General features: G+C 71.7%; 25 protein-coding genes. 9 read left to right on the forward strand and 16 right to left on the reverse strand.

Annotated elements, in window-relative coordinates; translation table 11 throughout:
* Positions 1-17 precede the first annotated feature (17 nt).
* Positions 18-947: a 2-hydroxyacid dehydrogenase gene (locus ACSQ11_RS17590; protein WP_436007920.1), complete on the reverse strand. Its 930-nt coding sequence runs from the start codon at positions 945-947 to the stop codon at positions 18-20.
* A 125-nt stretch (positions 948-1,072) separates the two neighbouring features.
* Here ACSQ11_RS17590 and ACSQ11_RS17595 point away from each other — a divergent pair, with 125 nt between their 5' ends.
* Positions 1,073-2,245 carry a PQQ-dependent sugar dehydrogenase gene (locus tag ACSQ11_RS17595; protein WP_436007922.1) on the forward strand — a complete coding sequence of 391 codons (1,173 nt, stop codon included), beginning with the start codon at positions 1,073-1,075 and terminating at the stop codon, positions 2,243-2,245.
* Positions 2,246-2,331: 86 nt separating this feature from the next.
* On the forward strand, positions 2,332-2,949 hold the full coding sequence (locus ACSQ11_RS17600; RefSeq protein ID WP_436007924.1) for a DUF937 domain-containing protein: 618 nt from the start codon (positions 2,332-2,334) through the stop codon (positions 2,947-2,949).
* A 105-nt stretch (positions 2,950-3,054) separates the two neighbouring features.
* On the opposite strand, the gene gatB is transcribed toward ACSQ11_RS17600, so the two are convergent.
* The 7 genes from gatB to ACSQ11_RS17635 form a co-directional block, all read right to left on the reverse strand.
* The gene (gatB, locus tag ACSQ11_RS17605; protein ID WP_436007926.1) at positions 3,055-4,581 is read right to left on the reverse strand and encodes an Asp-tRNA(Asn)/Glu-tRNA(Gln) amidotransferase subunit GatB; all 1,527 of its coding nucleotides are present in this window, start codon (positions 4,579-4,581) and stop codon (positions 3,055-3,057) included.
* Between the two features lies 1 nt (position 4,582).
* A complete protein-coding gene (gatA, locus tag ACSQ11_RS17610; protein WP_436007928.1) occupies positions 4,583-6,109 on the reverse strand; it encodes an Asp-tRNA(Asn)/Glu-tRNA(Gln) amidotransferase subunit GatA in 1,527 nt (508 codons plus the stop codon).
* An 81-nt stretch (positions 6,110-6,190) separates the two neighbouring features.
* Positions 6,191-6,487, reverse strand: a complete 297-nt coding sequence (gene gatC / locus ACSQ11_RS17615) for an Asp-tRNA(Asn)/Glu-tRNA(Gln) amidotransferase subunit GatC (RefSeq protein WP_436007930.1) — start codon at positions 6,485-6,487, stop codon at positions 6,191-6,193.
* 181 nt (positions 6,488-6,668) lie between these two features.
* Complete coding sequence (locus ACSQ11_RS17620) at positions 6,669-7,064, reverse strand: universal stress protein (protein ID WP_436007932.1); 396 nt, start codon at positions 7,062-7,064, stop codon at positions 6,669-6,671.
* 1 nt (position 7,065) lies between these two features.
* A complete protein-coding gene (locus ACSQ11_RS17625; protein ID WP_436007934.1) occupies positions 7,066-8,631 on the reverse strand; it encodes a tripartite tricarboxylate transporter permease in 1,566 nt (521 codons plus the stop codon).
* A gap of 1 nt (position 8,632) precedes the next feature.
* Positions 8,633-9,136: a tripartite tricarboxylate transporter TctB family protein gene (locus ACSQ11_RS17630; RefSeq protein WP_436007936.1), complete on the reverse strand. Its 504-nt coding sequence runs from the start codon at positions 9,134-9,136 to the stop codon at positions 8,633-8,635.
* Entirely contained in the window at positions 9,136-10,152 is a 1,017-nt protein-coding gene (locus ACSQ11_RS17635; RefSeq protein ID WP_436007938.1) for a Bug family tripartite tricarboxylate transporter substrate binding protein, read from the reverse strand. Before ACSQ11_RS17635 ends, ACSQ11_RS17630 begins: the two co-directional genes overlap by 1 nt.
* Before the next feature lie 167 nt (positions 10,153-10,319).
* On the opposite strand from ACSQ11_RS17635, the gene ACSQ11_RS17640 reads away from it, so the two are divergent.
* Entirely contained in the window at positions 10,320-11,987 is a 1,668-nt protein-coding gene (locus ACSQ11_RS17640) for a sensor histidine kinase (protein WP_436007940.1), read from the forward strand.
* 3 nt (positions 11,988-11,990) lie between these two features.
* The gene (locus tag ACSQ11_RS17645; protein WP_436007942.1) at positions 11,991-12,701 is read left to right on the forward strand and encodes a response regulator; all 711 of its coding nucleotides are present in this window, start codon (positions 11,991-11,993) and stop codon (positions 12,699-12,701) included.
* Here ACSQ11_RS17645 and ACSQ11_RS17650 read toward each other — a convergent pair.
* From ACSQ11_RS17650 to ACSQ11_RS17670, 5 genes are read right to left on the reverse strand one after another with little or no spacing between them, the layout of a single operon-like run.
* The gene (locus ACSQ11_RS17650) at positions 12,683-14,068 is read right to left on the reverse strand and encodes an aldehyde dehydrogenase family protein (RefSeq protein WP_436007944.1); all 1,386 of its coding nucleotides are present in this window, start codon (positions 14,066-14,068) and stop codon (positions 12,683-12,685) included. The genes ACSQ11_RS17645 and ACSQ11_RS17650 overlap by 19 nt on opposite strands.
* On the reverse strand, positions 14,065-14,511 hold the full coding sequence (locus tag ACSQ11_RS17655; RefSeq protein ID WP_436007946.1) for a cupin domain-containing protein: 447 nt from the start codon (positions 14,509-14,511) through the stop codon (positions 14,065-14,067). The genes ACSQ11_RS17650 and ACSQ11_RS17655 overlap by 4 nt, the downstream gene beginning before the upstream one ends.
* 2 nt (positions 14,512-14,513) lie before the next feature.
* Positions 14,514-15,575: an isocitrate/isopropylmalate dehydrogenase family protein gene (locus ACSQ11_RS17660; protein ID WP_436007948.1), complete on the reverse strand. Its 1,062-nt coding sequence runs from the start codon at positions 15,573-15,575 to the stop codon at positions 14,514-14,516.
* On the reverse strand, positions 15,572-15,901 hold the full coding sequence (locus ACSQ11_RS17665; protein ID WP_436007950.1) for a putative quinol monooxygenase: 330 nt from the start codon (positions 15,899-15,901) through the stop codon (positions 15,572-15,574). Before ACSQ11_RS17665 ends, ACSQ11_RS17660 begins: the two co-directional genes overlap by 4 nt.
* A complete protein-coding gene (locus tag ACSQ11_RS17670; RefSeq protein ID WP_436007952.1) occupies positions 15,898-16,986 on the reverse strand; it encodes an Ldh family oxidoreductase in 1,089 nt (362 codons plus the stop codon). Before ACSQ11_RS17670 ends, ACSQ11_RS17665 begins: the two co-directional genes overlap by 4 nt.
* A gap of 64 nt (positions 16,987-17,050) precedes the next feature.
* On the opposite strand from ACSQ11_RS17670, the gene ACSQ11_RS17675 reads away from it, so the two are divergent.
* Complete coding sequence (locus ACSQ11_RS17675) at positions 17,051-17,740, forward strand: GntR family transcriptional regulator (RefSeq protein WP_436007954.1); 690 nt, start codon at positions 17,051-17,053, stop codon at positions 17,738-17,740.
* Between the two features lie 110 nt (positions 17,741-17,850).
* Here the strand turns inward: ACSQ11_RS17675 and ACSQ11_RS17680 are convergent, their stop codons facing one another.
* Together ACSQ11_RS17680 and ACSQ11_RS17685 are read right to left on the reverse strand one after the other, a co-directional pair.
* On the reverse strand, positions 17,851-18,579 hold the full coding sequence (locus tag ACSQ11_RS17680) for a transporter substrate-binding domain-containing protein (RefSeq protein ID WP_436007956.1): 729 nt from the start codon (positions 18,577-18,579) through the stop codon (positions 17,851-17,853).
* A gap of 60 nt (positions 18,580-18,639) precedes the next feature.
* A complete protein-coding gene (locus tag ACSQ11_RS17685; RefSeq protein WP_436007958.1) occupies positions 18,640-19,194 on the reverse strand; it encodes a hypothetical protein in 555 nt (184 codons plus the stop codon).
* A gap of 181 nt (positions 19,195-19,375) precedes the next feature.
* On the opposite strand from ACSQ11_RS17685, the gene ACSQ11_RS17690 reads away from it, so the two are divergent.
* The gene (locus ACSQ11_RS17690) at positions 19,376-19,798 is read left to right on the forward strand and encodes a hypothetical protein (RefSeq protein WP_436007960.1); all 423 of its coding nucleotides are present in this window, start codon (positions 19,376-19,378) and stop codon (positions 19,796-19,798) included.
* Complete coding sequence (locus ACSQ11_RS17695; protein ID WP_436007962.1) at positions 19,795-20,199, forward strand: hypothetical protein; 405 nt, start codon at positions 19,795-19,797, stop codon at positions 20,197-20,199. The genes ACSQ11_RS17690 and ACSQ11_RS17695 overlap by 4 nt, the downstream gene beginning before the upstream one ends.
* A 12-nt stretch (positions 20,200-20,211) precedes the next feature.
* On the opposite strand, the gene ACSQ11_RS17700 is transcribed toward ACSQ11_RS17695, so the two are convergent.
* Complete coding sequence (locus ACSQ11_RS17700) at positions 20,212-20,580, reverse strand: hypothetical protein (protein ID WP_436007964.1); 369 nt, start codon at positions 20,578-20,580, stop codon at positions 20,212-20,214.
* A 113-nt stretch (positions 20,581-20,693) separates the two neighbouring features.
* Here ACSQ11_RS17700 and ACSQ11_RS17705 point away from each other — a divergent pair, with 113 nt between their 5' ends.
* Positions 20,694-20,999 carry a hypothetical protein gene (locus ACSQ11_RS17705; protein WP_436007966.1) on the forward strand — a complete coding sequence of 102 codons (306 nt, stop codon included), beginning with the start codon at positions 20,694-20,696 and terminating at the stop codon, positions 20,997-20,999.
* On the forward strand, positions 20,996-22,018 hold the full coding sequence (locus ACSQ11_RS17710; protein WP_436007968.1) for a hypothetical protein: 1,023 nt from the start codon (positions 20,996-20,998) through the stop codon (positions 22,016-22,018). Before ACSQ11_RS17705 ends, ACSQ11_RS17710 begins: the two co-directional genes overlap by 4 nt.
* The last annotated feature ends 79 nt before the right edge of the window (positions 22,019-22,097 follow it).

A 22,097-nucleotide genomic window follows, 5' to 3' on the forward strand; every position in this document is an offset into this window, starting at 1 on the left:
CCTGCCGGACCGCGATGTCAGGTCTTGACAATCGGCCGCACGAGGTGGCGCGGCTCGCCCCCCGCCGCGATCCGGGCGAGCTGGTCGCGCAGCAGCGCGGACATGCGTGGGAGCAGGGCCGTGGTGTTGCCGCCGGCGTGCGGTGTGATGAGCACGCCGGGTGCGCTCCACAGCGGGTGGCCGTCCGGGAGCGGCTCGGGGTCGGTGACGTCGAGGGCGATCCCGAGGCGCCCGGCGTGGGCGACGAGCGCGTCGGTGTCGGCGACCGGACCACGCGCCACGTTGACGAGGAGTGCGCCGTCCGGCATCGCCGACAGGAACGCGTCGTCGACGAGGTGCCGGGTGGAGTCGTTGAGCGGGACGATGACGATGACGACGTCGTGCTCGGGGAGGAGCGCCGGGAGCTCGTCGATCCCGTGCACGCTGTCGACGAGGTCGTCGCCGGCCCGCGCCCGGGAGGCCACCGCGGTGAGGGCGACCTCGAAGGTGCTGAGCCGCTGCGCGATCGCCCTGCCGACCGAGCCGTAGCCGACGACGAGCACCCGCCGGTCGGCGAGGGACGTGCGGCGCCCCAACGGGACCCACCGGGCCTCGTCGCCCGAGCGCACGGCGTCCGGGATGCCGCGCAGCGAGGCGATCGTCATGCCGACGGCGAGCTCGGCCGTCACCGCGTCGTAGACACCCGCCGCGTTCGCCACCCCGACCGGGTCGGGCACGACCTCGAGCACCCCGTCGTAGCCGGCGGACTGGAGCTGCACGAGGCGGACCCGGGGCAGCCCGGCGACGGAGCCGAGCGCGGACGCGGCGCCGAGGTAGGGCGCGACGACGACCTCGATCCGCTCGTCGGGGGCTTCATCCCCCGCGGGGTCCCACAGGACGGCCTCGATGCCGGGCACCTCCCCCACGGCGTCGCGCAGGACAGGGTCCGGGAAGGAGACGACGACCATGGTCTCGACCCTAGGCGAGCGCCCGACACGGTCCGGCAGGTGTTCGCTGCGCGGTCAGGCTGGGAAGTCCCTGCCAGTCCGGCCCGAGCCCGTGACCTTCGGCTCCCTTCGGGAGACGATGACGTATGCCGTCCCGTCACCGCACGTCCCCGGCACTCCTCGTGCTCGCCCTCACCTGCGCCCTCGCCGGGTGCGGCGCCCCGGACGAGGACGGCGGCACCGAACCGACGACGAGCGCCCCCACCTCCGGTGGGCCCACCTCGAGTCCGACCCCTTCTGCCTCGTCGGGGTCCTCCGCACCACCGAGCGCCAGCGCGCGAGCGCCGATCCCCGCGGGCTCGCCGAGCGACGTCGTCACAGGTCTCGAGGTGCCGTGGGCCATCGCCTTCCTGCCCGGTGGCGACGCCCTCGTCACCCTGCGCGACCGCGGGGAGGTGCTGAGGATCTCGCCGACCGGTGGTCGCACGAGCCTGGGCCGGGTCGACGGCGTCGACGCCGGTGGGGAGGGCGGACTGCTCGGCGTCGCCGTCTCACCGACGTTCGCCACCGACGCGACCGTGCACTTCTACCTCACCGCCTCCGACGACAACCGTGTCGTCAGGACGACGCTACGGGCAGGCGGGTTCGGGCCGATGACACCGGTGCTCACCGGCATACCCAAGGCCGGCAACCACAACGGCGGGCGGATCGCGTGGGGGCCCGATGGCTTCCTCTACGTGAGCACCGGCGACGCCGCCCGCCCCGAACGCTCCCAGGACCCGAGCAACCTCGGCGGCAAGATCCTGCGCGTCACGGCGGACGGCAAGGCGGCGCCGGGCAACCCCACCGCCGGCAGCCGGGTGTGGAGCCTGGGCCACCGCAACGTGCAGGGGCTGGCCTGGGGCGCCGACGGGACGATGTACGCCAGCGAGTTCGGGCAGAACACGTGGGACGAGCTCAACGTCATCACCCCGGGCAGCAACTACGGCTGGCCCGACGTCGAGGGCATCGAGAGGCGCGAGGGCTTCGTCGCGCCCGTGGCCCAGTGGTCGACCGACGACGCGTCGCCGAGCGGGATCGCCGTCGGCGCGGACGGCGAGGTCTACATGGCGGCCCTGCGAGGGGCCTCGCTCTGGAAGGTCCCGGTCGACGGCGCGAACCGCAGTGGGGACCCGGTGCGGCTGCTCGAGGACAGGTACGGCCGGCTCCGGGACGCCGTGAGGGCACCGGACGGCACGCTCTGGGTGCTCACGAACAACACCGCACGGGGGAACGCGCGCGAGGGCGACGACCGCGTCCTGCGGGTGCCCATCGGCTGACGAGCCCCCCGGGCCCACCGTCGCTGAGTACGTTGTGCGAAGAGTGGGCACCGTCGCCCACCGATCTGAGAGAGGTGGCACCACCCATGGCCGCAACAGACGACATCCTCCAGAACCTCCCCCTCGACCAGCTGGCCCAGCAGCTCGGCGCGGACCCGCAGGAGGTGCAGCAGGCCGCCCGGACCGCGCTGCCCGCGCTGCTCGGTGGGCTCCACGCCAACGCGCAGGACCCCGGTGGCGCCAGCTCGATCGTCGAGGCGCTCGGACAGCACGACGACGACCTGCTCCAAGGCGGTGTCGACCTCGGACAGGTGGACCAGGCCGACGGGGAGAAGATCGCGTCGCACATCTTCGGGTCCAACGAGGAGCAGGTCTACTCGGCACTGGGCTCGTCCGGTGCGGGTGGCGGGCTGGTCAAGCGCCTCATCCCGATCCTCGCGCCGATCGTCCTGTCCTACATCGCCAACCGCGTCCTCAAGGGCGGCGGCGGCCTGGGTGGCGCAGGCGGCGCGACGGCTCCCTCGACCACCGACAACTCGGCCCAGGGCGGGCCCGGCTCGCTCGACTCGATGCTCCAGGACGTCCTCGGCGGCGCGCTGGGCGGGGGCACGGCCACACAGCAGGCACCGCAGCAGTCACAGCCGTCGGGCGGCGGCTCGATCCTCGACGTCCTCGGCGGCCTGCTCGGCGGCGGCCGCCGCTGAGCGTCCGCCCCGACCCCGGTTCGACTTCTTGCGACTTCGCAGAGTTGCGAGGGCAGCGAGCCACTCTGCGAAGTCGCAAGAAGTCGGGGTGTCCCCCCGGGAGCGTCAGCTCGTGAGCTTGGCGAGGATGATCTCGCGGGCCTTGCCGGCGTCGGCCTGACCCTTCATGGCCTTCATGACCTGGCCGATGAGCGCACCCGCGGCCTGGACCTTGCCGTCACGGACCTTCTGAGCCACGTCGGGGTTGGCGGCGATGACCTCGTCCACGGCTGCCTCGAGGGCGCCGTCGTCCTGGACCAGCTCGAGCCCGCGGGCGTCGGCGACGGCAGTGGGTGCACCCTCACCGTCGAGCACGCCCTCCCAGACCTGGCGCGCCATCGAGTCGTTGAGCCGACCCGAGGTCACGAGGCCCTCGAGCTCGACGACGTGAGCCGGCGTGATCGACCGCTGCGCGGCATACGAGGCGACGTCGGTCGAGCCCTCCGCGTTGGCGCGACGAGCGATCTCACCGGACCACCACTTGCGCGCGCCCGCAGGGGTCGCGCCCGCGTCGACCGTCTCGCCGATGAGGTCGACGAGACCGGCGTTGAGCACGTCGCGCATCTCGAGGTCGCTGAAGCCCCAGTCGGACTGGAGGCGCTTGCGGCGCTGGGCCGGCGGCTCGGGCAGCGTGGCGCGCAGCTCCTCGACCGTCTCGCGCGTCGGGGCGACGGGCACGAGGTCGGGCTCGGGGAAGTAGCGGTAGTCGTCGGCGTCGGACTTCACGCGACCCGACGTCGTGATGCCGGTGTCCTCGTGCCAGTGCCGCGTCTCCTGGAGGATCGACCCGCCGTCCTTGAGGATCGCGCCGTGCCGGCACATCTCGTAGCGGACGGCGCGCTCGACCGAGCGAAGCGAGTTGACGTTCTTGGTCTCGGTGCGGGTGCCGAGCGTCGTCGTGCCCTTGGGCATGAGCGAGAGGTTGACGTCGCAGCGCATCGAGCCCTGCTCCATCTTGACGTCGGAGACGTCGAGCGCCTTGAGCAGGTCACGCAGGGTGGCGACGTAGGCACGGGCCACCTCGGGCGCGCGCTCCCCCGCACCGCGCAGCGGCTTGGTGACGATCTCGATGAGCGGGATGCCCGCGCGGTTGTAGTCGACGAGCGAGTGCGTGGCGCCGTGGATGCGACCGGTCGAGCCACCGACGTGCAGCGACTTGCCGGTGTCCTCCTCCATGTGCGCCCGCTCGATCTCGACGCGGAAGGTCGAACCGTCGTCGAGCTCGACGTCGAGGTAGCCCTCGAAGGCGATCGGCTCGTCGTACTGAGAGGTCTGGAAGTTCTTGGGCATGTCCGGGTAGAAGTAGTTCTTGCGTGCGAACCGGCACCACTGCGCGATCTCGCAGTTGAGCGCGAGCCCGATCCGGATCGCCGACTCGACGGCCTTCTCGTTGACGACGGGCAGCGCACCGGGCAGGCCGAGGCAGACCGGGCAGACCTGGGTGTTGGGCTCGGCGCCGAACTCGGTCGCACAGCCGCAGAACATCTTCGTGTTGGTGCCGAGCTCGACGTGGACCTCGAGCCCGAGCACCGGGTCGAACGAGGCGAGGACGTCGTCGTAGGCGAGGGTCGCGTCGGTGGTCGTGGTGCTCATGTCACGCACCCTTCGTCGTCGAGGTGGACAGGTCGGGCGCCTGGGCGAGCAGCGGCCCACCCCACGCGGCGTGGAGCCGCTGCTCGAGAGCCGAGCCGACGGCATACAGGCGCTCGTCGGCAGCGGCCGGCGCGAGGATCTGGAAGCCCGCGGGCAGGCCGTCCTCGTCGGCGAGGCCGCTCGGCAGCGACATGCCGGGGACGCCGGCGAGGTTGGCGGGAATGGTCGCGATGTCGTTGAGGTACATCGCCATCGGGTCGTCGAGCTTGTCGCCGAACCGGAACGCCGTCGTCGGCGCGGTCGGCGAGACGAGGACGTCGGCGGTCTCGAACGCCTTGGTGAAGTCGTCGGCGATGAGGCGTCGGACCTTCTGGGCCGAGCCGTAGTAGGCGTCGTAGTAGCCCGACGAGAGGGCGTAGGTGCCGAGGATGATGCGGCGCTTGACCTCGTCGCCGAAGCCGGCGTCACGCGTCGCCGCCATGACCTGCTCGGCGCTCGGGTCGTCGATGCCCTCGGGGAGGACGCGCAGGCCGTAGCGCATGGCGTCGAACTTCGCGAGGTTGCTCGAGGCCTCCGACGGGAGGATGAGGTAGTAGGCCGCGAGGGCGGCGGTGAAGCTCGGGCATGAGACCTCGACGACCTCGGCGCCGGCGTCGACGAGGTGTTGGACCGACTCGTCGAAGCGCGCCTGGACGCCGGCCTGGAAGCCGTCGCCGGTGAGCTCGCGGACGATGCCGATCTTCATGCCCTTGACGTCGGCGCGGCGCGCAGCCTCGACGACCGGCGGGACCGGGGCGTCGATCGACGTCGAGTCCATCGGGTCGTGACCACCCATGACCTCGTGCAGGAGGGCGGCATCGAGGACGGTGCGCGTGCACGGCCCGGCCTGGTCGAGCGAGGACGCGAGCGCGACGAGGCCGTAGCGCGAGACACCGCCGTAGGTCGGCTTGGTGCCGACGGTGCCGGTGACCGCGGCGGGCTGGCGGATCGAGCCACCGGTGTCGGTGCCGATCGCGAGCGGCGCCTGGAACGACGCGACGACCGCGCTCGAGCCACCACCGGAGCCGCCGGGGATGCGGTCGAGGTCCCACGGGTTGCGCGTCGGCCCGTAGGCAGAGTGCTCGGTCGAGGAGCCCATCGCGAACTCGTCCATGTTGGTCTTGCCAAGGATCGGCATGCCCGCCTGCTTGAGGCGCGACACGACGGTCGCGTCGTAGGGCGGGATCCACCCTTCGAGGATCTTGCTGCCGCACGTCGTCGGCAGGCCCTGGGTCGCCATGACGTCCTTGACGGCGATCGGGACACCGGCGAGCCGGTGCAGCTGCTCCCCCGCCGTACGCCGCTCGTCGATGGCGCGCGCGCTCGCGAGGGCGCCCTCACGGTCGACGTGGAGGTAGGCGTGGACGTCGCCGTCGACGGCCTCGGTCCGGTCGAGCATCGCCTGCGTCACCTCGACCGAGCTCGCCCCACCACTGGTGAGGAGGTCGGCGAGCTCGGCGGCGCTGGCGCGGGTCAGGTCTGTGGTCACGTCGGTCCTTGCGGTTGCGGGAGGCGTGGGGCTGTCGAGGCGGAGGTATGCCGGGGGCTCACCTCACGGCATACGGTCGCGTCAGTCCTCGTCGAGGATGCGGGGTACGGAGAAACGCTGCTGGTCGGACTCCGGAGCGCCCGCGAGCGCCGCGTCGGCGCCGAGGCTCGGCCGGACGACGTCGGGGCGCGTCACGTTGACGATCGGCATCGGGTGGCTCATCGGCTCGACGCCCTCGATGGGCGACTGCTGCACGACGGCCACCGACTCGAGGATGACGCCCAGCTCGCCGACCATCTTGTCGAGCTCGGCGTCGGAGAGGTCGATGCGGGCGAGACCGGCGAGGTGCGCCACGTCGTCACGGGTGAGTTCAGCCATGGGCGCCAGTCTAGGACTCCGCCGAGGTCGCGCGTTCAGGGCTTCGACGGCGGTGGGCGCGACGTCCCCGGACACAACGGAGCCGCCCACGGGGGATCTTGTGGGCGGCTCCGTGCCGCGCGGTGCTCGCGGCGACCACCGCGGCCTGGCAGGGGGGTGCCGCGGCGGGGCGGGTGACGGGCTAGCGCGGTGCCTTGACGGCGAGCACGGGGCACTCGGCGTCGAGGAGGACCTTCTGGGCCTGGCTCCCGAGGAGGAGCTTGCCGACCGGGGTGCGACGTCGCACCCCGATGACGATGAGGTCGGCGCGGGTCTCCTCGGCCAGCTCGACGATGACCTCGGCCGGGTCCTTCTTGTGGACCGCGTGCGAGACCTCGTAGTCCAGGCCCGACGCGTCGAGCTCGGCGCGCAGCGCGGTGAGCTGTTCGTCGTCGACGTAGCGGTTGTCCGCCGACGCCGCACCGGTGCTCGCGTTGACGACGAGGAGCCTGCTGCCGCGGTGGCGCGCCTCGGTGACGGCGGCGTCGAGGGCGGCGCGGCCCTCCTTGGTGGGCACGAACCCCACGATGACCGGCATGTCAGGCTCCTTCGCTGTTGGCGTGCTGCTGACGGCGGGCGTCGCCGTCACCGTGGTCTGCTGTGTCGTCCCCGCGCGGGGGCGTGCGACGGCGCTGAACCTTGGACCACAGCAACGGAGCGACGACGAGGAGCACGATGAAGAAGTAGACGACCTTCGCGAAGGTCGTGTTGACCAGTCCCGACAGGTGTCCGTCGCTGATCTGCAGAGCCCGTCGCATGAAGACCTCGGCCCGGGGGGCGAGGATCATCCCGACGATGAGCGGGACCACCGGAAGGCCGAAGCGGCGCATCGCGAAGCCCAGTCCACCGATGATGAGAAGCAGCCAGAGGTCGAACGACGAGCCGTTGGCGGCGTAGCCGCCGAGCGAGGCGAACATGAGGATGCCGGCATACAGATAGGGCCTCGGGATGAGCAGGAGCTTGGCCCACAGTCCGGCCATCGGCAGGTTGAGGGCGAGCAGCATGGCGTTGCCGATGAGCAGGCTCGCGATGAGGGTCCACACGAGCGGGCCCTGTTCGTCGAAGAGTCGTGGACCGACCTGGATCCCGTAGGTCTGGAACGCAAGGATCATGACGGCCGCGGTCGCGGTCGTCGGGATGCCCAAGGTGAGGAGCGGGACGAGGCTGCCGGCCGCCGACGCGTTGTTGGTCGCCTCCGGTCCCGCGACGCCCTCGATGGCGCCCTTGCCGAACTCCTCCGGCTTCTTGGCGAGCTTGCGCTCGGTGATGTACGAGAGGAACGTCGGGATCTCCGCACCGCCAGCCGGGATGGCTCCGAACGGGAAGCCAATGGCTGTGCCGCGCAGCCACGGCTTCCAGGAGCGCGAGAAGTCCTCCTTGGTCATCCAACGGCCCGAGACATGGGTGATCCGCGCCGGGGCCCGCCGCAGGTGCGCGGCGATCCAGAGAGCCTCGCCCATCGCGAAGACGGCCACGGCGACAACGACGACGTCGATGCCGTCCGACAGCTGGTCGATGCCGAAGGTGAGCCGCTGCTGACCGGAAAGGCGGTCGATGCCGATGAGCCCGATCCAGACACCAACGCCGAGACTGGCGAAACCGCGGACCTTCGAGGATCCCAGGACCGTGGTGACCGCGACGAACGCGAAGAGCATGACGGCCAGGTAGTCGGGGTCGCCGAGCTGGATGGCGACCTTCACGACCTGCGGTGACAGGAGGGCGAGCAGCAGCGTCGCGATGGTGCCGGCGACGAAGGAGCCGATGGCCGCGGTGGAGAGAGCGGCTGCCCCGCGTCCCGCCTTGGCCATCTTGTTGCCCTCGATGGCTGTCATGACCGACGCGCTCTCGCCCGGGGTGTTGAGCAGGATCGAGGTGGTCGAGCCGCCGTACATCCCGCCGTAGTAGAGCCCGGCGAACATGATGATCGCCTGCTCGACAGGCAGCGTGTAGGTGAGGGGCAGCAGCAGGGCGATGGCCATCGCCGGACCGATGCCGGGCAGGACGCCGATGGCCGTGCCCAAGAGCACGCCGAGGAAGGCGTACAGGAGGTTCATCGGCGTCAGGGCCGCCGACATCCCGTCGAGAAGGAGGTTGATGCCGTCCATGTCAGAGGATCCCGTCCAGGAGGCCGGCCGGGAGCTTGACGTCCAAGCCGAGGAAGAAGCCGTACCAGGTGATGAGCGACAACGCGACGGAGATGATCGCGAGCCTCACGTAGTGGCGGCTGCCGAGCGCGTAGGCGGAACCGAAGAACAGCACCGCCCCGGTGATCGGCCAGCCGAGGCGGTCGATGAACGCCGCGTTGAAGCCGAACGCCGCCACGAGCAGCCCGACGGTCTTCCAGTCCGACCCGTGGCTGAGGTCGACGTCCTCACCCTCCTCCTGCTCACCCCGACCGCCGCGGGCGATGTCGACCGCGAGGAGGACGGCGCAGAGGATGAGGAGGCCGCCGACGAACATCGGGACGGTCCGCGTGGTCATGAAGCCGCGGGCTCCTTGGTCGACGAGCCCCAAGGCGTCGACGATCGCGACCACGCCGAGGGCCAGCAGGAGGAGGGACACCCCGTACTCGGAGCGACCCTCCCCCCGCTTCTGCACCTGGTCAGTCATCAGGAGAGCCCGAGCTCCTTGAGCACACCGGCGACCCGGTCGCTCTCGGACGTCAGGAAGGTCTCGAACTCGTCGCCGGGGACGAACGCGTCACCCCAGCCTTTCTCGGCGAGCGTCTTCTTCCACTCCTCCGTGCCGTGCAGGGCGGTCACGGCGTCGACGAGCTTCTTCTTGTCGGCCTCGGAGATGTTCGGGGCGGCGACGAGGCCACGCCAGTTCGTGAAGACCATGTCGACGCCCTGGTCCTTGAGCGGCTTGGCGTCGAGGCCCTCGACCGCCTTGTCGCTCGTCACGGCGAGGACGCGAACGGCACCGGACTCGGCCTGCTTCACGACCTCGCTGACACCCGTCGCTGCGAAGCCGAGCTTCTTGCCGAGCACGGCAGTCATGAGCTCGCCACCACCGTCGTAGGAGACGTAGTTGACCTTCTTGGCGTCGAGGCCGACGGCCTTGGCGAGGAGCATCGGCGTGAGGTGGTCGGGACCGCCGACGTTGGAGGCGCCACCGACGGGCACGGCGCCCGGGTTGGCCTTCCACGCGTTGACGAGGTCGTCGAGCGTCTTGTAGGGCGAGTCCTTCGCCACGACGATCGCCTCGGACTCCTCGATGAGCTTGGCGATGGGCGTGGTGTCGGTGAGCTTGGCCTCCGACTTGTTGCTGTAGGACGCGCCTACGACGCCGAGGCCCATCTGCATGAGGAGGTCGCCCTTGCCCTTCTCGTTGACGAGGCGGGCGAGGCCGACGGTGCCGCCGGCACCGGCCTGGTTGAAGACCTCGATCGAGCCGCTGAGGCCCGAGGACTGGAGGTCGGCCGAGACGGCGCGGGCCGTCTGGTCGTAGCCCGAGCCGGGCGAGTTCGGGACCATGATGCGCAGGCCGCTCAGCTTCTCTGCCGAGGCGCTGCTGCCGGAGCCGGAGGTGGCGCCGTCGTCGGTCTTGCTCACGCCACAGGCGCTGAGGGCGAGGGCGGCGGCCGCGGTGACGGCGGCGGCGCGAGCCAGGGAGGTCATTCGCACGGGGGACTCCTTTGTCGAGGGGTGCGTGACGGTGCACGGTGGGGTGCGTCGCAGGCAACGGTCTCCCCTCGCGGCCCGCCTGTCACGGTTGCGGGCACAGACGTCGTTGAGTTCTTTGTGCTCACGGTCATGCGGGCGCCCGCCGCGGCGACCGGCACAATCAGGGGGTGGAGCGACGACGGTCGGGGCAGGTGCGGGCTGCGCTGCGCCGCATCTGGCCGCAGACCCTGGCCGGCCGCATGCTCGCCACCCAGCTCCTCATCGTGAGCATCGTCTTCGTCGGGGTGGGCGCGCTCTCCGTCGCCCAGCAGGGCGCCGGCGTCACCGACCGCGAGGTGCGGCGGGCCCGCCAGGTCGCCGAGCAGGTGACCCAGGAGCCGGGTGTGCGCCAGGTGCTCGGCCCGCAGGGCGAGGCGTGGATGTCGCAGGCACAAGCGGCACTGGAGTCGGGGCGGACCCTGTCGGACTCCGCCGGCGTCTACCTCGCCCGCGCCGACGGCACGGTCGTCGCGTCGGCTGCCGACCAGCCGCTGCGCCGGGTCCCCCGCACCGAGGCGTTCGACGGCAGGTCCTTCCTCGGCGGCGACGGAGACGACGCGGACGCGTCGACGGTCATGGCGATGGCCCCGGTCATCGTCCCCGGCAGCCTCGAGCCCGCCGGCGTCGTCGCGGTCACCCGCCCCTCGCACTCGGTCTGGGACGACCTCGCCGCCATCACGCCGAACCTCCTCACCTACCTCGGGCTCGCCGGGCTCATCGGTGTCGTCGGCTCGCTCCTGCTCGCCCGCCGGGTCAAGCGGCAGACCCTCGGCCTCGAGCCGCGCGAGATCGCCGGGCTCGTCGAGCAGCGCGAGGCGGTGCTCCACGGCATCAAGGAGGGCCTGCTCGCCGTCGACCTCACCGGCCGGGTGACGCTCATCAACGACGAGGCAGCGACGCTCCTGTCCATCCCGCAGGCCGGTGCGGTGGGCCACTCGCTCTCCGAGCTCGGCGCCGACCGGCCGCTCCTCGCGCTCTTCCCGCGACGGGGCGCGCTGCGCAGCGGACCGACCGTCACCGTGACGGACGAGCCGGAGGTCTCCTCGGTCGACCGGGTCCTGCTCGTGCGCGGACGCCTCGTCACCGCCAACGTCATGCCGGTTCGTCAGCAGGGCCGCCTCGTCGGACACGTCGCGACGCTGCGCGACCGCACCGAGCTGCTCGAGCTCCAGCGCGACCTCGACGTCACCCGGGCGACGACCGACTCGCTGCGCGCCCAGGCCCACGAGTTCAGCAACCGGATGCACGTCGTCGCCGGCCTCATCGCGCTCGAGGAGTACGCCGACGTCACCGACTACATCCGCCACATCACCGCCGACGAGGCCGAGCTCACCGCAAGAGTGGGCACCGCCGTGGCCGACCCCGCCGTCGCGGCCATGCTCATGGCGAAGTCGCGTCAGGCGGCAGAGCGAGGGATCGCGCTCGACCTCGACGATGACACCCACCTCGCCCGGCTCGACGGCGACCTGTCGACCGACCTCAACACCATCCTGGGCAACCTCGTCGACAACGCCCTCGACGCCGTCCCCGAGGTCAGCGGTCGCGTGCGGGTCGCGCTCACCGGCCCTGACGACGGCTCGGTCCGGCTCGTGGTGCACGACAACGGACCCGGGGTCGCGGCCGACGACATGAGCACCCTGTTCGTCCGGGGCTGGTCGACCAAGAAGACCGAGCCCGGGGGCTCGCGCGGCATCGGGCTCGCCCTCGTGCGTATGGTCTGCACCAAGCGAGGAGGAGAGGTGAGCGTGAGCAACGACGACGGTGCCGTCTTCACGGTCGACCTCCCGACCGCCTGACCCATGGCGACCCCGGACCCCCTCCCCATCCGCACCGTCGTCGTCGACGACGACTTCATGGTGGCGCGGCTGCACTCGAGCACCGTCACCCGCCTCGACGGCTTCGAGGTCGTCGGCGTGGCGAGCACCGGCGCCCAGGCGCTCGCCGTCGTCAAGGACAAGCGCCCCGACCTCGTCCTCCTCGACGTCTACCTCCCCGACCTCACCGGCCTCGAGGTGCTGCGCCGGTTGCGAGGGCTCGGCGCCGACTGCGACGTCATCGTCATCAGCGCCGCCCGCGACCTCGACTCGCTCCGTCAGGCGATGCAGTCCGGCGTCTACCAGTACCTCGTCAAGCCCTTCGAGCTCGACGAGCTGCGCCGACGGCTCGCCGAGTACGCCCTCCACCGCGCGCGGATCCGCGGCCAGGACCCGGACACCACCGTCGAGCAGGAGGAGGCCGACCGTCTCTTCCGGGCCGGACCGGCCGGCCGTGGCCGGACCTCCCTGCCCAAGGGCATCAGCGCCGAGACCGTCGCCCTCGTGAGCGCGGCGCTCGCCGGCGCCGGCGACGAGGGAATGTCCGCGACGGAGTGCGGCGAGGCCGTGGGCATCGCGCGCAGCAGCGCCCGCCGCTACCTCGAGCACCTCGTCGACACGGGGGCGGCGGCCGTCCGGCACCGCTACGGGTCAGCCGGCCGCCCCGAGCGCCGCTATCAGAGCGCGGCCCAGTAGGTCCGCTGGTTCATGAACGCGTACATCCCCTCGCCCGACAGCTCGCGACCGTAGCCCGACTGCTTCGTGCCGCCGAACGGCACGCGGACGTCGGACGCGACGACGGAGTTGATGAAGACCGCACCCGTGGTCACCTTCGCGGCCAGCGCCACCGCGCGCTTCGTGGAGGCGCTCCAGACGGACAGACCCAGCCCGTATGCCGTCGCGCCGGCCAGCCGTGCCGCGTCGTCGTCGTCCGCGGCCACCACGACGGCAGCCACCGGACCGAAGGTCTCCTCGTCGAACACCGGGACCCCGGGACCGTCGACGGTGAGGACGGTCGGCTCGAAGAACCAGCCGTCGCCGTCGATCGCCGAGCCGCCGGCGACGAGGCGTGCGCCTGCGGCGACCGAGGCGTCCACCTGACGCTGGATCGCCGTGCGGAGGTCGTTGCGTGCCATCGGGCCGACGTCGACGGACTCGTCGGTGGGGTCGCCGACGCGGAGCCCGGAGACCCCGAGCAGGAAGCGGTCGAGGAAGTCGTCGGCGACGTCTGCCGCGACGACGAAGCGCTTCGCGCACACGCACGACTGCCCGGAGTTGTGGAACCTCGCGCGCACGGCGGCCTCGGCCGCGGCGGCCACGTCGGCGTCGGACAGGACGACGAAGGCGTCGGAGCCGCCGAGCTCGAGCACGGACGGCTTGACCGCCCGACCCGCCGCGGCGCCGACAGCCGCGCCGGCCCGGTTGCTGCCGGTGAGGGTCACGCCCGCGACCCGCGGGTCGGCGACCAGCCGGTCGCTCACCTCGGGGACGCGTGCCTCGTCGACGACGAGGGCGCGCAGCAGGCCCTGGGGCGCACCGGCCTCGAGCAGGAGCGTCTCGATCGCCAGCGCCGAGCCCGTGACGTTGGGTGAGTGCTTGAGCAGGACGGTGTTGCCGGCGCCGATCGCGGGCAGGACGAACCGCATGACCTGCCACAGGGGGAAGTTCCACGGCATCACGGCGAGGACGGGTCCGATGGGCTCGCGCGTCACCCAGGCCTGCGCGCCGTCACCGACGTCGACCTGTTGTGGGGCGAGCAGCCGGTCGAGGTTGTCGGCGTACCAGCGGGCGGTCGTCGCCGACTTGTCCACCTCGCCGCGCGCCTCGCGCAGCGGCTTGCCCATCTCCGAGGTCATGAGCGCGGCGAGCTGCTCACGCCGGGCCTCGAGGGTGTCGGCGATGGCGACCAGGAGCGAGGACCGCTGTGCGACAGGGACACTCGCCCACGACCGGGCCGCTTCGGTCACCTCTGCCAGGGCGGCCTCGATGGAGGCGTCGTCCATGACCGGGTAGGTCGTGAGCGGCTTGCCCGTGGCGGGGTCGATGGTCTCGATGACGGTCACGGGGCGCTCAGCCCGCCCCGGTCCGCCTCGGAGAGGTGCTCGAAGGTCTCGCCGGTCGCCGTGATCGTGCGCGTCACGTCGCGTCCTCCGTAGACCCAGTAGATCCGCATGAGCCCGGTGCCGCGGTTGTAGAAGCGGTGCGGCACACCGGCGGGCACCCATGTCGCCTCCCCCGCGACGAGCTCGAACTCCTCGCCGTCGATCTCGGCGACGGCGTCGCCCTCGAGGATGAGCACGGTCTCCTCGACGTTGTGGCTGTGCAGCGGGAGACCGGTCCCCTCCTGGAACTGCGTCTGGCCGGTGGTGACGTGGTTGGTCTCGCAGTTCCACCTGCCCACGTAGGGGATGGTGCGGACGCCGTTGCCCCGGTCGAACGGCTCGACCTCGTCAGGACGGATGAGCATGTTCGGGGCCTCGGGCGCGGTGTGGTCGGTCGAGGTCATGGTCAGGACTCCAGCTTCGTGAGGAGGGCGGTGGTGAACTGCTCGGTGGTGAGACTTCCCCGCAGGTCGCGGGTCCGGGTGGCGGGGTCGGCGATGCAGTCCGCGACGGCGGCGTCGACGGCGTCGGCCGCGCGGGCGAACTGCCCGGCACCCGTCCGCCCCGACCACCAGCGCAGCAGCATCGTGGTCGAGAGGATGAGCGAGGTCGGGTTGGCGACGCCCTGTCCGGCGATGTCCGGCGCAGAGCCGTGCTGGGCCTGCGCCACGGCAACGCCGTCACCGAGGCTGAGCGACCCGCCGAGGCCGAGGCTCCCCGAGAGGGCGCAGGCCAGGTCGGACAGGATGTCGCCGAACATGTTGGTCGTCACGACCACGTCGAACTCCCGCGGTGAGCGCACGAGGTGGGCCGTCGCCGCGTCGACGATGAGCTCGCGCAGTTCGACGCCCGGGTGCCGCGCGGCCACCGCCCGCACCTCGTCGAGGAACAGCCCGTCCGAGAGCTTGAGGACGTTCGCCTTGTGCACGGCAGTCACGCGCCCCCGTCGCCCTGCCGCGAGCCGGAAGGCCTCCTCGGCGACGGCGTTGCAGGCCCGGCGCGACACCTTGCGCACCGAGAGCGCGAGGTCCTCGTCGGGCATGAACTCGCCGCTGCCGGCGACCATGTTGCGGTCGCTGTAGAAGCCCTCGGTGTTCTCACGGACGATGACGAGGTCGAGCTCCTCGGGGAGCACGGTGAGGTCGGGGATGCTGCGGGCCGGCCGGACGTTCGAGTAGAGCCGGTAGGTCGTGCGGATCGCCGCCGACGGGTTCCGGCCGCCCTCCGCGCGCGACGGGTAGTGGAGGTGCGAGACCGGTCCGAGGATGGTGCCGTCGACCTCGCCGACCCGGTCGAGCACGGCCTGTGGCATCGTCTCGCCGACGGCCTCGTGCGCCGCCCACCCGATGTCGGCGTGCTCGACCTCGAGGTCGAGCCCGAACGCCTCGTCGACCACGCGCAGCACCCGCTCGGTCGCGGCGCTGATCTCGGGACCGATGGCGTCGCCGGGGAGCAGGAGCAGCCTCATGCCGTCACCCCGTCCCGGTCGCCCTCGCGGTGGGCGATGACGAGCTCGGTGATCGTGTTGACCTGGCTCCCGGGCACGACGGTGCGCGCCACCGCCTCCCGCCACCGGGCGAAGTGCGGAGCCGACCGGTGGGCGTCCAGAGCCGCCTCGTCGCGGTAGATCTCGTAGAAGACGAAGTGGTGCGGGTCGGCCTGGGACTCGCAGACGTCGAACCGGAGGCACCCGGGCTCGTCGTTGAACGTCGAGGCGGCGTTGCTCGTGATGGCCTCGAGGAACTCCTCGCGGCGCTCGGGGACGACGTCCAGCCGGACGATGAGCGAGATCATGCGTTCTCCTTGGCGGTCTGCGGGGCAGGGAAGGTGGCGGCGGGCAGGGCAACGCCGGTGTCGTCGGCGAGCGTCGTGAGCTCGCCCCAGGTCTGGTCGGAGACGCGTATGCCGTCCGCCTCCGCGCGTCGTCGGTTGCGGTCCTCGAGCTCGCCCGGGGTGAGCACGCCGTCGGACCAGGCGGCCGGCTCGCTGCCACGGACCTGCGCGACGAGGGCGGCGACGCGCTCGTCGTAGCCCTCGCGGTCACCGAAGGCCGCGACGTCGAGGGTGATGAGCAGGTGCCCGGCGCCGCTGGCCCCCTCGGGCCGGTAGGGCCCCACGACGTCGGCACCGAACGCGCTGCCGGTGAGCACGCCCGCGAGGACGTCGAACATGAAGGCCATGACGTAGCCCTTGGCGCCACCGACCGGGAGGATGAGCCCTTCGATCGCCTGCCGCGGGTCCGTCGTCGGCGTCCCGTCGGCCGCGGCGCCCCAGCCCTCGGGGATGGCCTCGCCACGGTCGGCCGCGATGTAGACCTTGCCCCGGGCCACGGCGGTGTTGGCCATGTCCATGACGAGGACGTCCCCGTCCGGTCCGGGTGCGGCGATCGACCAGGGGTTGGTGCCCACGAGCTTGGTGCGCCCACCCCACGGCGCCATGGCCGGCGAGGCGTTGGTCGCGAGGATCGAGACGAAGCCGCGTTCCGCGGCATACCGGGTGAAGTAGGCGGCCGTCCCGAAGTGCCCGGACCGCCGGACGGCGACGGCGCTGAGGCCGTGCTCGCGGGCGCGCTCGACGCCGAGCTCGACCGCCCGCTGGGTGACGACCTGCCCGAGGCCGTCGTGGCCGTCGAGGACGACGACGCTGCCCGAGTCGCGCACCGTCTCGACCTCGGTCACCGGCCGCATGGCGCCGCTGCGGATGCGGGCGAGGTACCAGGACAGCCGGATGGCGCCGTGCGACGGGTGACCCCAGAGCTCGGCCACGAGGAGCGTGTCCGCGAGCAGCTCGGCGTCGTCGGTGGGCACGCCGTGCGCTCGGGCGACGTCGGCCATGAACGCGGCGAGGGCGGTCGCGTCGACCGTGCGGGGTGGGGGCATGACGGCATCGTCGCATACTTGTATACAAGTAGACAAGTGAATCGGCGCGGGGCAGGATGCGTTCATGTCCACGAGCCCCCGGCGCCGAAGCGGCGCCCAGTTCGTCTACGAGGAGCTGCTCGACCGGATCCAGGACATGCGGCTCGAGCCCGGCCGCCGCCTCAACGAGGCCGAGCTCGCCAACGAGCTCGGCGTGAGCCGCACTCCCCTGCGCGAGGCGCTGCGCCTCCTGCTCGCCGAGGACCTCCTCGACCAGCTGCCGACCGGCGGCATGGTCGTGCGTCGCCTCTCGACGCGCGATGCCGCCGAGCTGTATGCCGTGCGCGCACGTCTCGAAGGGCTCGTCGCCTCCGCCGCGGCCGAGCGGGCCGTGCCCGCCGACGTCAACCGGCTCATTGCCCTGCTGCAGCGCAACGAGGCGCTCGCCGGACTCGCGGAGGGGGCGATGGAGTCGGGCCACGCGATCCACGTCGAGATCGAGCGCATCGCCGACCACGCCTGGGCCTCAAGGGTTCTGGCGCAGATCGAGGGCCAGCTCGCTCGGTACCGCCGGTTCAGCAACGCCTCGCCCGACCGCCGCGAGACCGCCCTCGCCGAGCACCGCGGCATCGTCGAGTCGATCGCCGCCGGCGACGCCGCCGGTGCCGGGTCGCGGGCCGAGCAGCACGTGCTGGCGGCCCGCGAGGCGACGGTGGCCCAGCTCGAGGTCAGCCTCGGGCCAGCTCCCGGCGCAGGATCATCCCTCCCGACCTGAACACGCCACCGCACCGTGTGCCGTGGCGACCGACACGGCGACCGCGGCCATGCGTCGGCACATCGGCACATCGGCACGAGTCTCGGTGCGCGGGCGGCACGACGGCTGGCTCAGTGACTCCCGGACGACGCGGCGAGCGCGGGTTCGTGGCCGTGGCGGACGAGCGCCTCGGCGACCCACCCGGACTCGACGAGCTCGTCCACGACCGCACCCACCCAGGCGATGGTGTCGTCGTCATGACGTCGTGAAATCGCGACCGCCTGGGGGATCTGCATGAACGCACCCTCCAGCACCCGCAGGCCCGGGTTCGCTGCCACGTAGGCCTGGATCGGCTGTGCCACACCGGCGGCCACCTCGAGCTCCTCCTCGGCGAACACCTCGACGCCGTCCGAACCGCGTACGACCTCCGCGTTCTTGATCTCGCGCGTGAGGTGCAGGTCGTAGGCCGACCCGGTCTTCACCCCGATCCGTATGCCGTCCCGGTCCACCTCGTGGGCCGAGCGCAACGGGGAACCGTCGCGGACGGCATACGCGCCCTCGATGAGGACGTAGGGCGCCGAGAAGGCGAGCTCCTCGGCGCGTACGGGATCCACGGCGAGGAAGCAGACGTCGGCCTCACCGTCACGCACGGCGTCGACCGACTTGCGGGCCGCGTCCCAGAGGACGAGCTCCACCGGCACGTCCAGCCGTCGTCCGAGCTCGTGGGCGATGTCGACCGTGATCCCGGCGGGGTCGTCGGCCGAGCCGTTGGTCAGGACGGCGTTGCCCAGGTTGATCGAGGCGCGCAGCGCCCCCGTCGGCGCGAGACGGGTCGGCGCAAGGTCAGGAGTGCTCGTCACGCCGCGATGCTCTCACCCGCGACCCCGCCCGCGACAGCACCGGCCGCCGGCTGGACATGGTCACCTCGGCAGCGACGCGGCGAGCGCCGCCGCGGTCCGCTCGTCGCGCACGATGTGGGGCGAGCGCTGCGCCCAGTGCCGGAGCACGAGCCGGGTCGCCTCCCAGTCCGCCTCACCCCGAGCCACCCGCGCGACGAGCCCCGCGTCTCCGGCGAGCACCTCGAAGCGCTCGAGCCGGTTCGCGGCGTTGACGGGACCGCCCTGCGGGACCCACCGGACCACATCGATCTGCGACAGGTCGAACCGTCCCCGGCCGAAGGGTGCCTCGACGCCGTCGGCATCGAGCACGACGCGATAGCCGAGGAGAACCTTGAGGGCGGCCGGGACGACGAGGAGCAGCACGCCCACGATGACCCACCCCGCCACCGCTCCCCCGGCACCGAGCCCGGAGTCGCGCACCGGGGCCATCCAGTCGCGTTCGAGGACGGCCAGGACGACCGGTGAGGCGCACACCAGCCAAACGCCCACGAGCAGCGGCGGGCCGAGCCATCGGACCCAGTCCGGCGGCCGGACCACGACCGCGGCGGGTCTCGCGTCAGGATGCGTCTCGCTCACCGCTCCCCTCCTGTCCACGTGGACCTCGATCACCTGCGGTCTCGAGGATGCCCCTGCCGCGATCGTGCCACGTTCGCGACGCCCGTCGTGTGGACGGACGCACCACCGACGCACCACCGAGTCGTCGGCTCCGGGGCGTCCTCACGCAGATCGTCCCCCCGAGGCGGCTAGCCTGCTCGGCATGACACCAGGGGATGGCCGGACGGCCGACGACCACCGCTACGACGACGAGGTGCAGGCGGCACAGCACCGCGCCGAGACCAGCGCCGCCTGGAGCGCACAGGTCATGGCGCTCACGGGTGCCGGGACGGCCGACCGGGGACGCGTGCGCGCGACCGTGAACCTCGACGGCATCGTCACCGGCCTCACGGTCGCCGACAGCACCGCCGCCCGCGGCGGGCGGGTCGTGGAGCTCGCGGTCCAGAGCGCCGTCCACGCCGCGCAGGAGCACGTCCTCGAGCAGACCCAGCAGCTCACCGCGGCACAGTTCGGGGCGGACTCGGCCACGACGAGGGCCGTCACCGGGGAGATCGCCGCCAACGTGCGCACCCCCGACCCGGACGAGCCCGTCACCGGTCCCGCCAACCCGGGAGGTCAGTGGTGAGCGCCTTCGACGCCTTCGGGGGCGGACTGGGTGGAGACGTCCCGGCGCAGGGTGACCTCGACCGGGCCGTGGCCAAGGCACGTGCGGCCTTCGCCTGGCGCGCCCAGGTCGACCAGCTCAGCGCGGAGGGACGGTTCGAGGGCGTGACCGCCACGGTCTCCGGCAACGGGGCGCTCACCGACCTCAAGGTGGCGACGAGCGCCTGCTCCGAGGGCGGCGAGGCCGTGACGCAGCGGATCCTCACCGCGCTGGCTGCCGCGCAGGAGGAGCTGGCGCGACTCATCGCGCGCACCAGCGCCGACGCGTTCGGTGAGGACTCGGACCAAGACCGGCTGGTGAGGAGCACGCTCGAGACCCGCTTCGCCCGCGGTCAGGTCCTCCCCGACGACGACGGACGCTGACGTCGGGTCGGCTCAGACCCAGCCCCGGACGAGGAGTCGGCCCAAGTTCCACACACCGGACGAGATGCCGACGACGAGACCGATCGAGGTCAGCACCCAGGCCGTCCACCTCCACGCGAGGTCACCGGCGGAGCCGCGCGACGGCGCCCGGAACAGGGCCCACCACCGGTTCGACGCGAGCGGTCCGTAGCTGCCGTCCTCCCTCGGAAGGAAGGGCAGCCACATGTCACCCGCGGACCGTGCGCGGAAGAACTCGGTGATGACCGGCCAGACGAGCAGCCACAGGACGAAGAAGAACATCGCGAGCAGAAGCAGGCTGACGATGACGAGGAAGAGCCGAGCCCCCCACACGAGGCCGGTCAGGTCAGTCTCGCGGATCATGCTGCGACCCTAGCGGGAGTCATGGGGAGTCCTCCCCATGGCCCGGGCGTCGATCCGGTCACTACCCTGTCGTCAGCACCACCACCTTCGACGACCAGCAGGGGGAGCTTCCGTTGACCAACTTCGACGTCCGCACCGAGGACATCAGCGGCCACGGCCGCAGGGTCGGCACGTTTGCCGACCGTCTCTCGAACGCGAGCGCTGCCGGCCAGACCTCCTTGGACCCCAGCGCCTTCGGACTCATCAACGCCCCGCTGGCACTGCTCGCCGTCGGCTTCGCCAAGGTTGGCCAGCACGCGGTGAGCAACCTGTCGATGGACATGGAGGAGACCATGATCGGTCTCAACAACACGGTCACCCAGTACAACAGCGACGACGACAACGCGTCGACGACGATCGCGAACGCGGGCCAGCGATGAGCGACAACCCGCTGGTCGTCCAGCCGTCCGACCGCTCGTGGCACTCGGGCGCCGGCCTGCTCGACTCCGGTGCCAGCTACTGCGAGGCGATCGCCGGCGAGAACTGGGTCGATGCCGCGCTCTCGGGCGTCGCCGTGGGCTTCGACGTCTACGCGACCGTCATGGACCCGCTCGGCAGCCTGTTCGCCGCGGGGATCGGGTGGATCATCGACCACCTCGACCCGATCAAGACCTGGTTCGACGAGCTGGCCGGCAACCCGGAGGCCGTGGTGGCCTTCGCGGGGACGTGGCAGAACGTGTCCACCGAGGTCGGCGCGGTGCGCGACGACTTCCGCGAGAACGCGAACTCGCGGCTCGAGGGCATGAGCGGACCGAACGTCGAGGCGTACCGCGAGCATGTCGACAAGCAGGTCCAGAAGCTCGACCTCGCGAGCAAGGGTGCCGGTGCGATCTCGGTCGGTTTCGAAATCTGCGGCGTGCTCGTGGGGTTCGTCCACGGGCTCGTCCGTGACGCCCTGGCCCAGATCGCCGGTGCCATCTGCAGCTACGTCGCCGAGCTCGTCATCACTCTCGGCGCGGCCACGCCGCTCGTGATCCACCAGGCCACGACCCGGGTCTCGGCGCTGTGCGCCGAGGTCCTGCCCAAGATCAAGGGCCTGAAGAACTCGGTCCGCGACCTCGACTCGCTCGTGAGCTCGCTCAAGGACATCCTCAACGACATCCCGCGCTTCCTGGGCAACCGCTACAGCGTCCCGAACCACCCCAACCTGCGGTGGCGCAACGTCCTGCACGACGAGCTCCCGAACTTCCCGGGCACGACCCTCAACGACTGGATCCGGCAGATCAACGTCAAGCCGGACTACGCGCACATCCTGTCCAGGAACCCCGACCTGTGGTCGAAGATCATCCGGGATGCGTTCGCCGACGGCACTCCGAACAACATCAACGACGCACTCAAGGCGATCCACGCAGCACTGGACCGCCAGCTGGGCTCGGTGGATCACGCCGGGCACCGCTAACGGCCTCCCTCGCGCGCTCGTGCGGTGGCGAGGAACCGTCAGCCCGATCTGACGGTTCCTCGCTCTGCTGATGCGAGAT

The organism is Knoellia sp. LjRoot47, assembly GCF_964253435.1.
Lineage (GTDB): Bacteria > Actinomycetota > Actinomycetes > Actinomycetales > Dermatophilaceae > Knoellia.

Coding starts and splice junctions, on each gene's coding strand:
- ACSQ11_RS17590 (WP_436007920.1), bottom strand. CDS start 947: ATGGTCGTCGTCTCCTTCCCGGACCCTGTCCTGCGCGACGCCGTGGGG.
- ACSQ11_RS17595 (WP_436007922.1), top strand. CDS start 1,073: ATGCCGTCCCGTCACCGCACGTCCCCGGCACTCCTCGTGCTCGCCCTC.
- ACSQ11_RS17600 (WP_436007924.1), top strand. CDS start 2,332: ATGGCCGCAACAGACGACATCCTCCAGAACCTCCCCCTCGACCAGCTG.
- gatB (WP_436007926.1), bottom strand. CDS start 4,581: ATGAGCACCACGACCACCGACGCGACCCTCGCCTACGACGACGTCCTC.
- gatC (WP_436007930.1), bottom strand. CDS start 6,487: ATGGCTGAACTCACCCGTGACGACGTGGCGCACCTCGCCGGTCTCGCC.
- ACSQ11_RS17620 (WP_436007932.1), bottom strand. CDS start 7,064: ATGCCGGTCATCGTGGGGTTCGTGCCCACCAAGGAGGGCCGCGCCGCC.
- ACSQ11_RS17625 (WP_436007934.1), bottom strand. CDS start 8,631: ATGGACGGCATCAACCTCCTTCTCGACGGGATGTCGGCGGCCCTGACG.
- ACSQ11_RS17630 (WP_436007936.1), bottom strand. CDS start 9,136: ATGACTGACCAGGTGCAGAAGCGGGGGGAGGGTCGCTCCGAGTACGGG.
- ACSQ11_RS17645 (WP_436007942.1), top strand. CDS start 11,991: ATGGCGACCCCGGACCCCCTCCCCATCCGCACCGTCGTCGTCGACGAC.
- ACSQ11_RS17655 (WP_436007946.1), bottom strand. CDS start 14,511: ATGACCTCGACCGACCACACCGCGCCCGAGGCCCCGAACATGCTCATC.
- ACSQ11_RS17660 (WP_436007948.1), bottom strand. CDS start 15,575: ATGAGGCTGCTCCTGCTCCCCGGCGACGCCATCGGTCCCGAGATCAGC.
- ACSQ11_RS17665 (WP_436007950.1), bottom strand. CDS start 15,901: ATGATCTCGCTCATCGTCCGGCTGGACGTCGTCCCCGAGCGCCGCGAG.
- ACSQ11_RS17670 (WP_436007952.1), bottom strand. CDS start 16,986: ATGCCCCCACCCCGCACGGTCGACGCGACCGCCCTCGCCGCGTTCATG.
- ACSQ11_RS17675 (WP_436007954.1), top strand. CDS start 17,051: ATGTCCACGAGCCCCCGGCGCCGAAGCGGCGCCCAGTTCGTCTACGAG.
- ACSQ11_RS17690 (WP_436007960.1), top strand. CDS start 19,376: ATGACACCAGGGGATGGCCGGACGGCCGACGACCACCGCTACGACGAC.
- ACSQ11_RS17700 (WP_436007964.1), bottom strand. CDS start 20,580: ATGATCCGCGAGACTGACCTGACCGGCCTCGTGTGGGGGGCTCGGCTC.
- ACSQ11_RS17710 (WP_436007968.1), top strand. CDS start 20,996: ATGAGCGACAACCCGCTGGTCGTCCAGCCGTCCGACCGCTCGTGGCAC.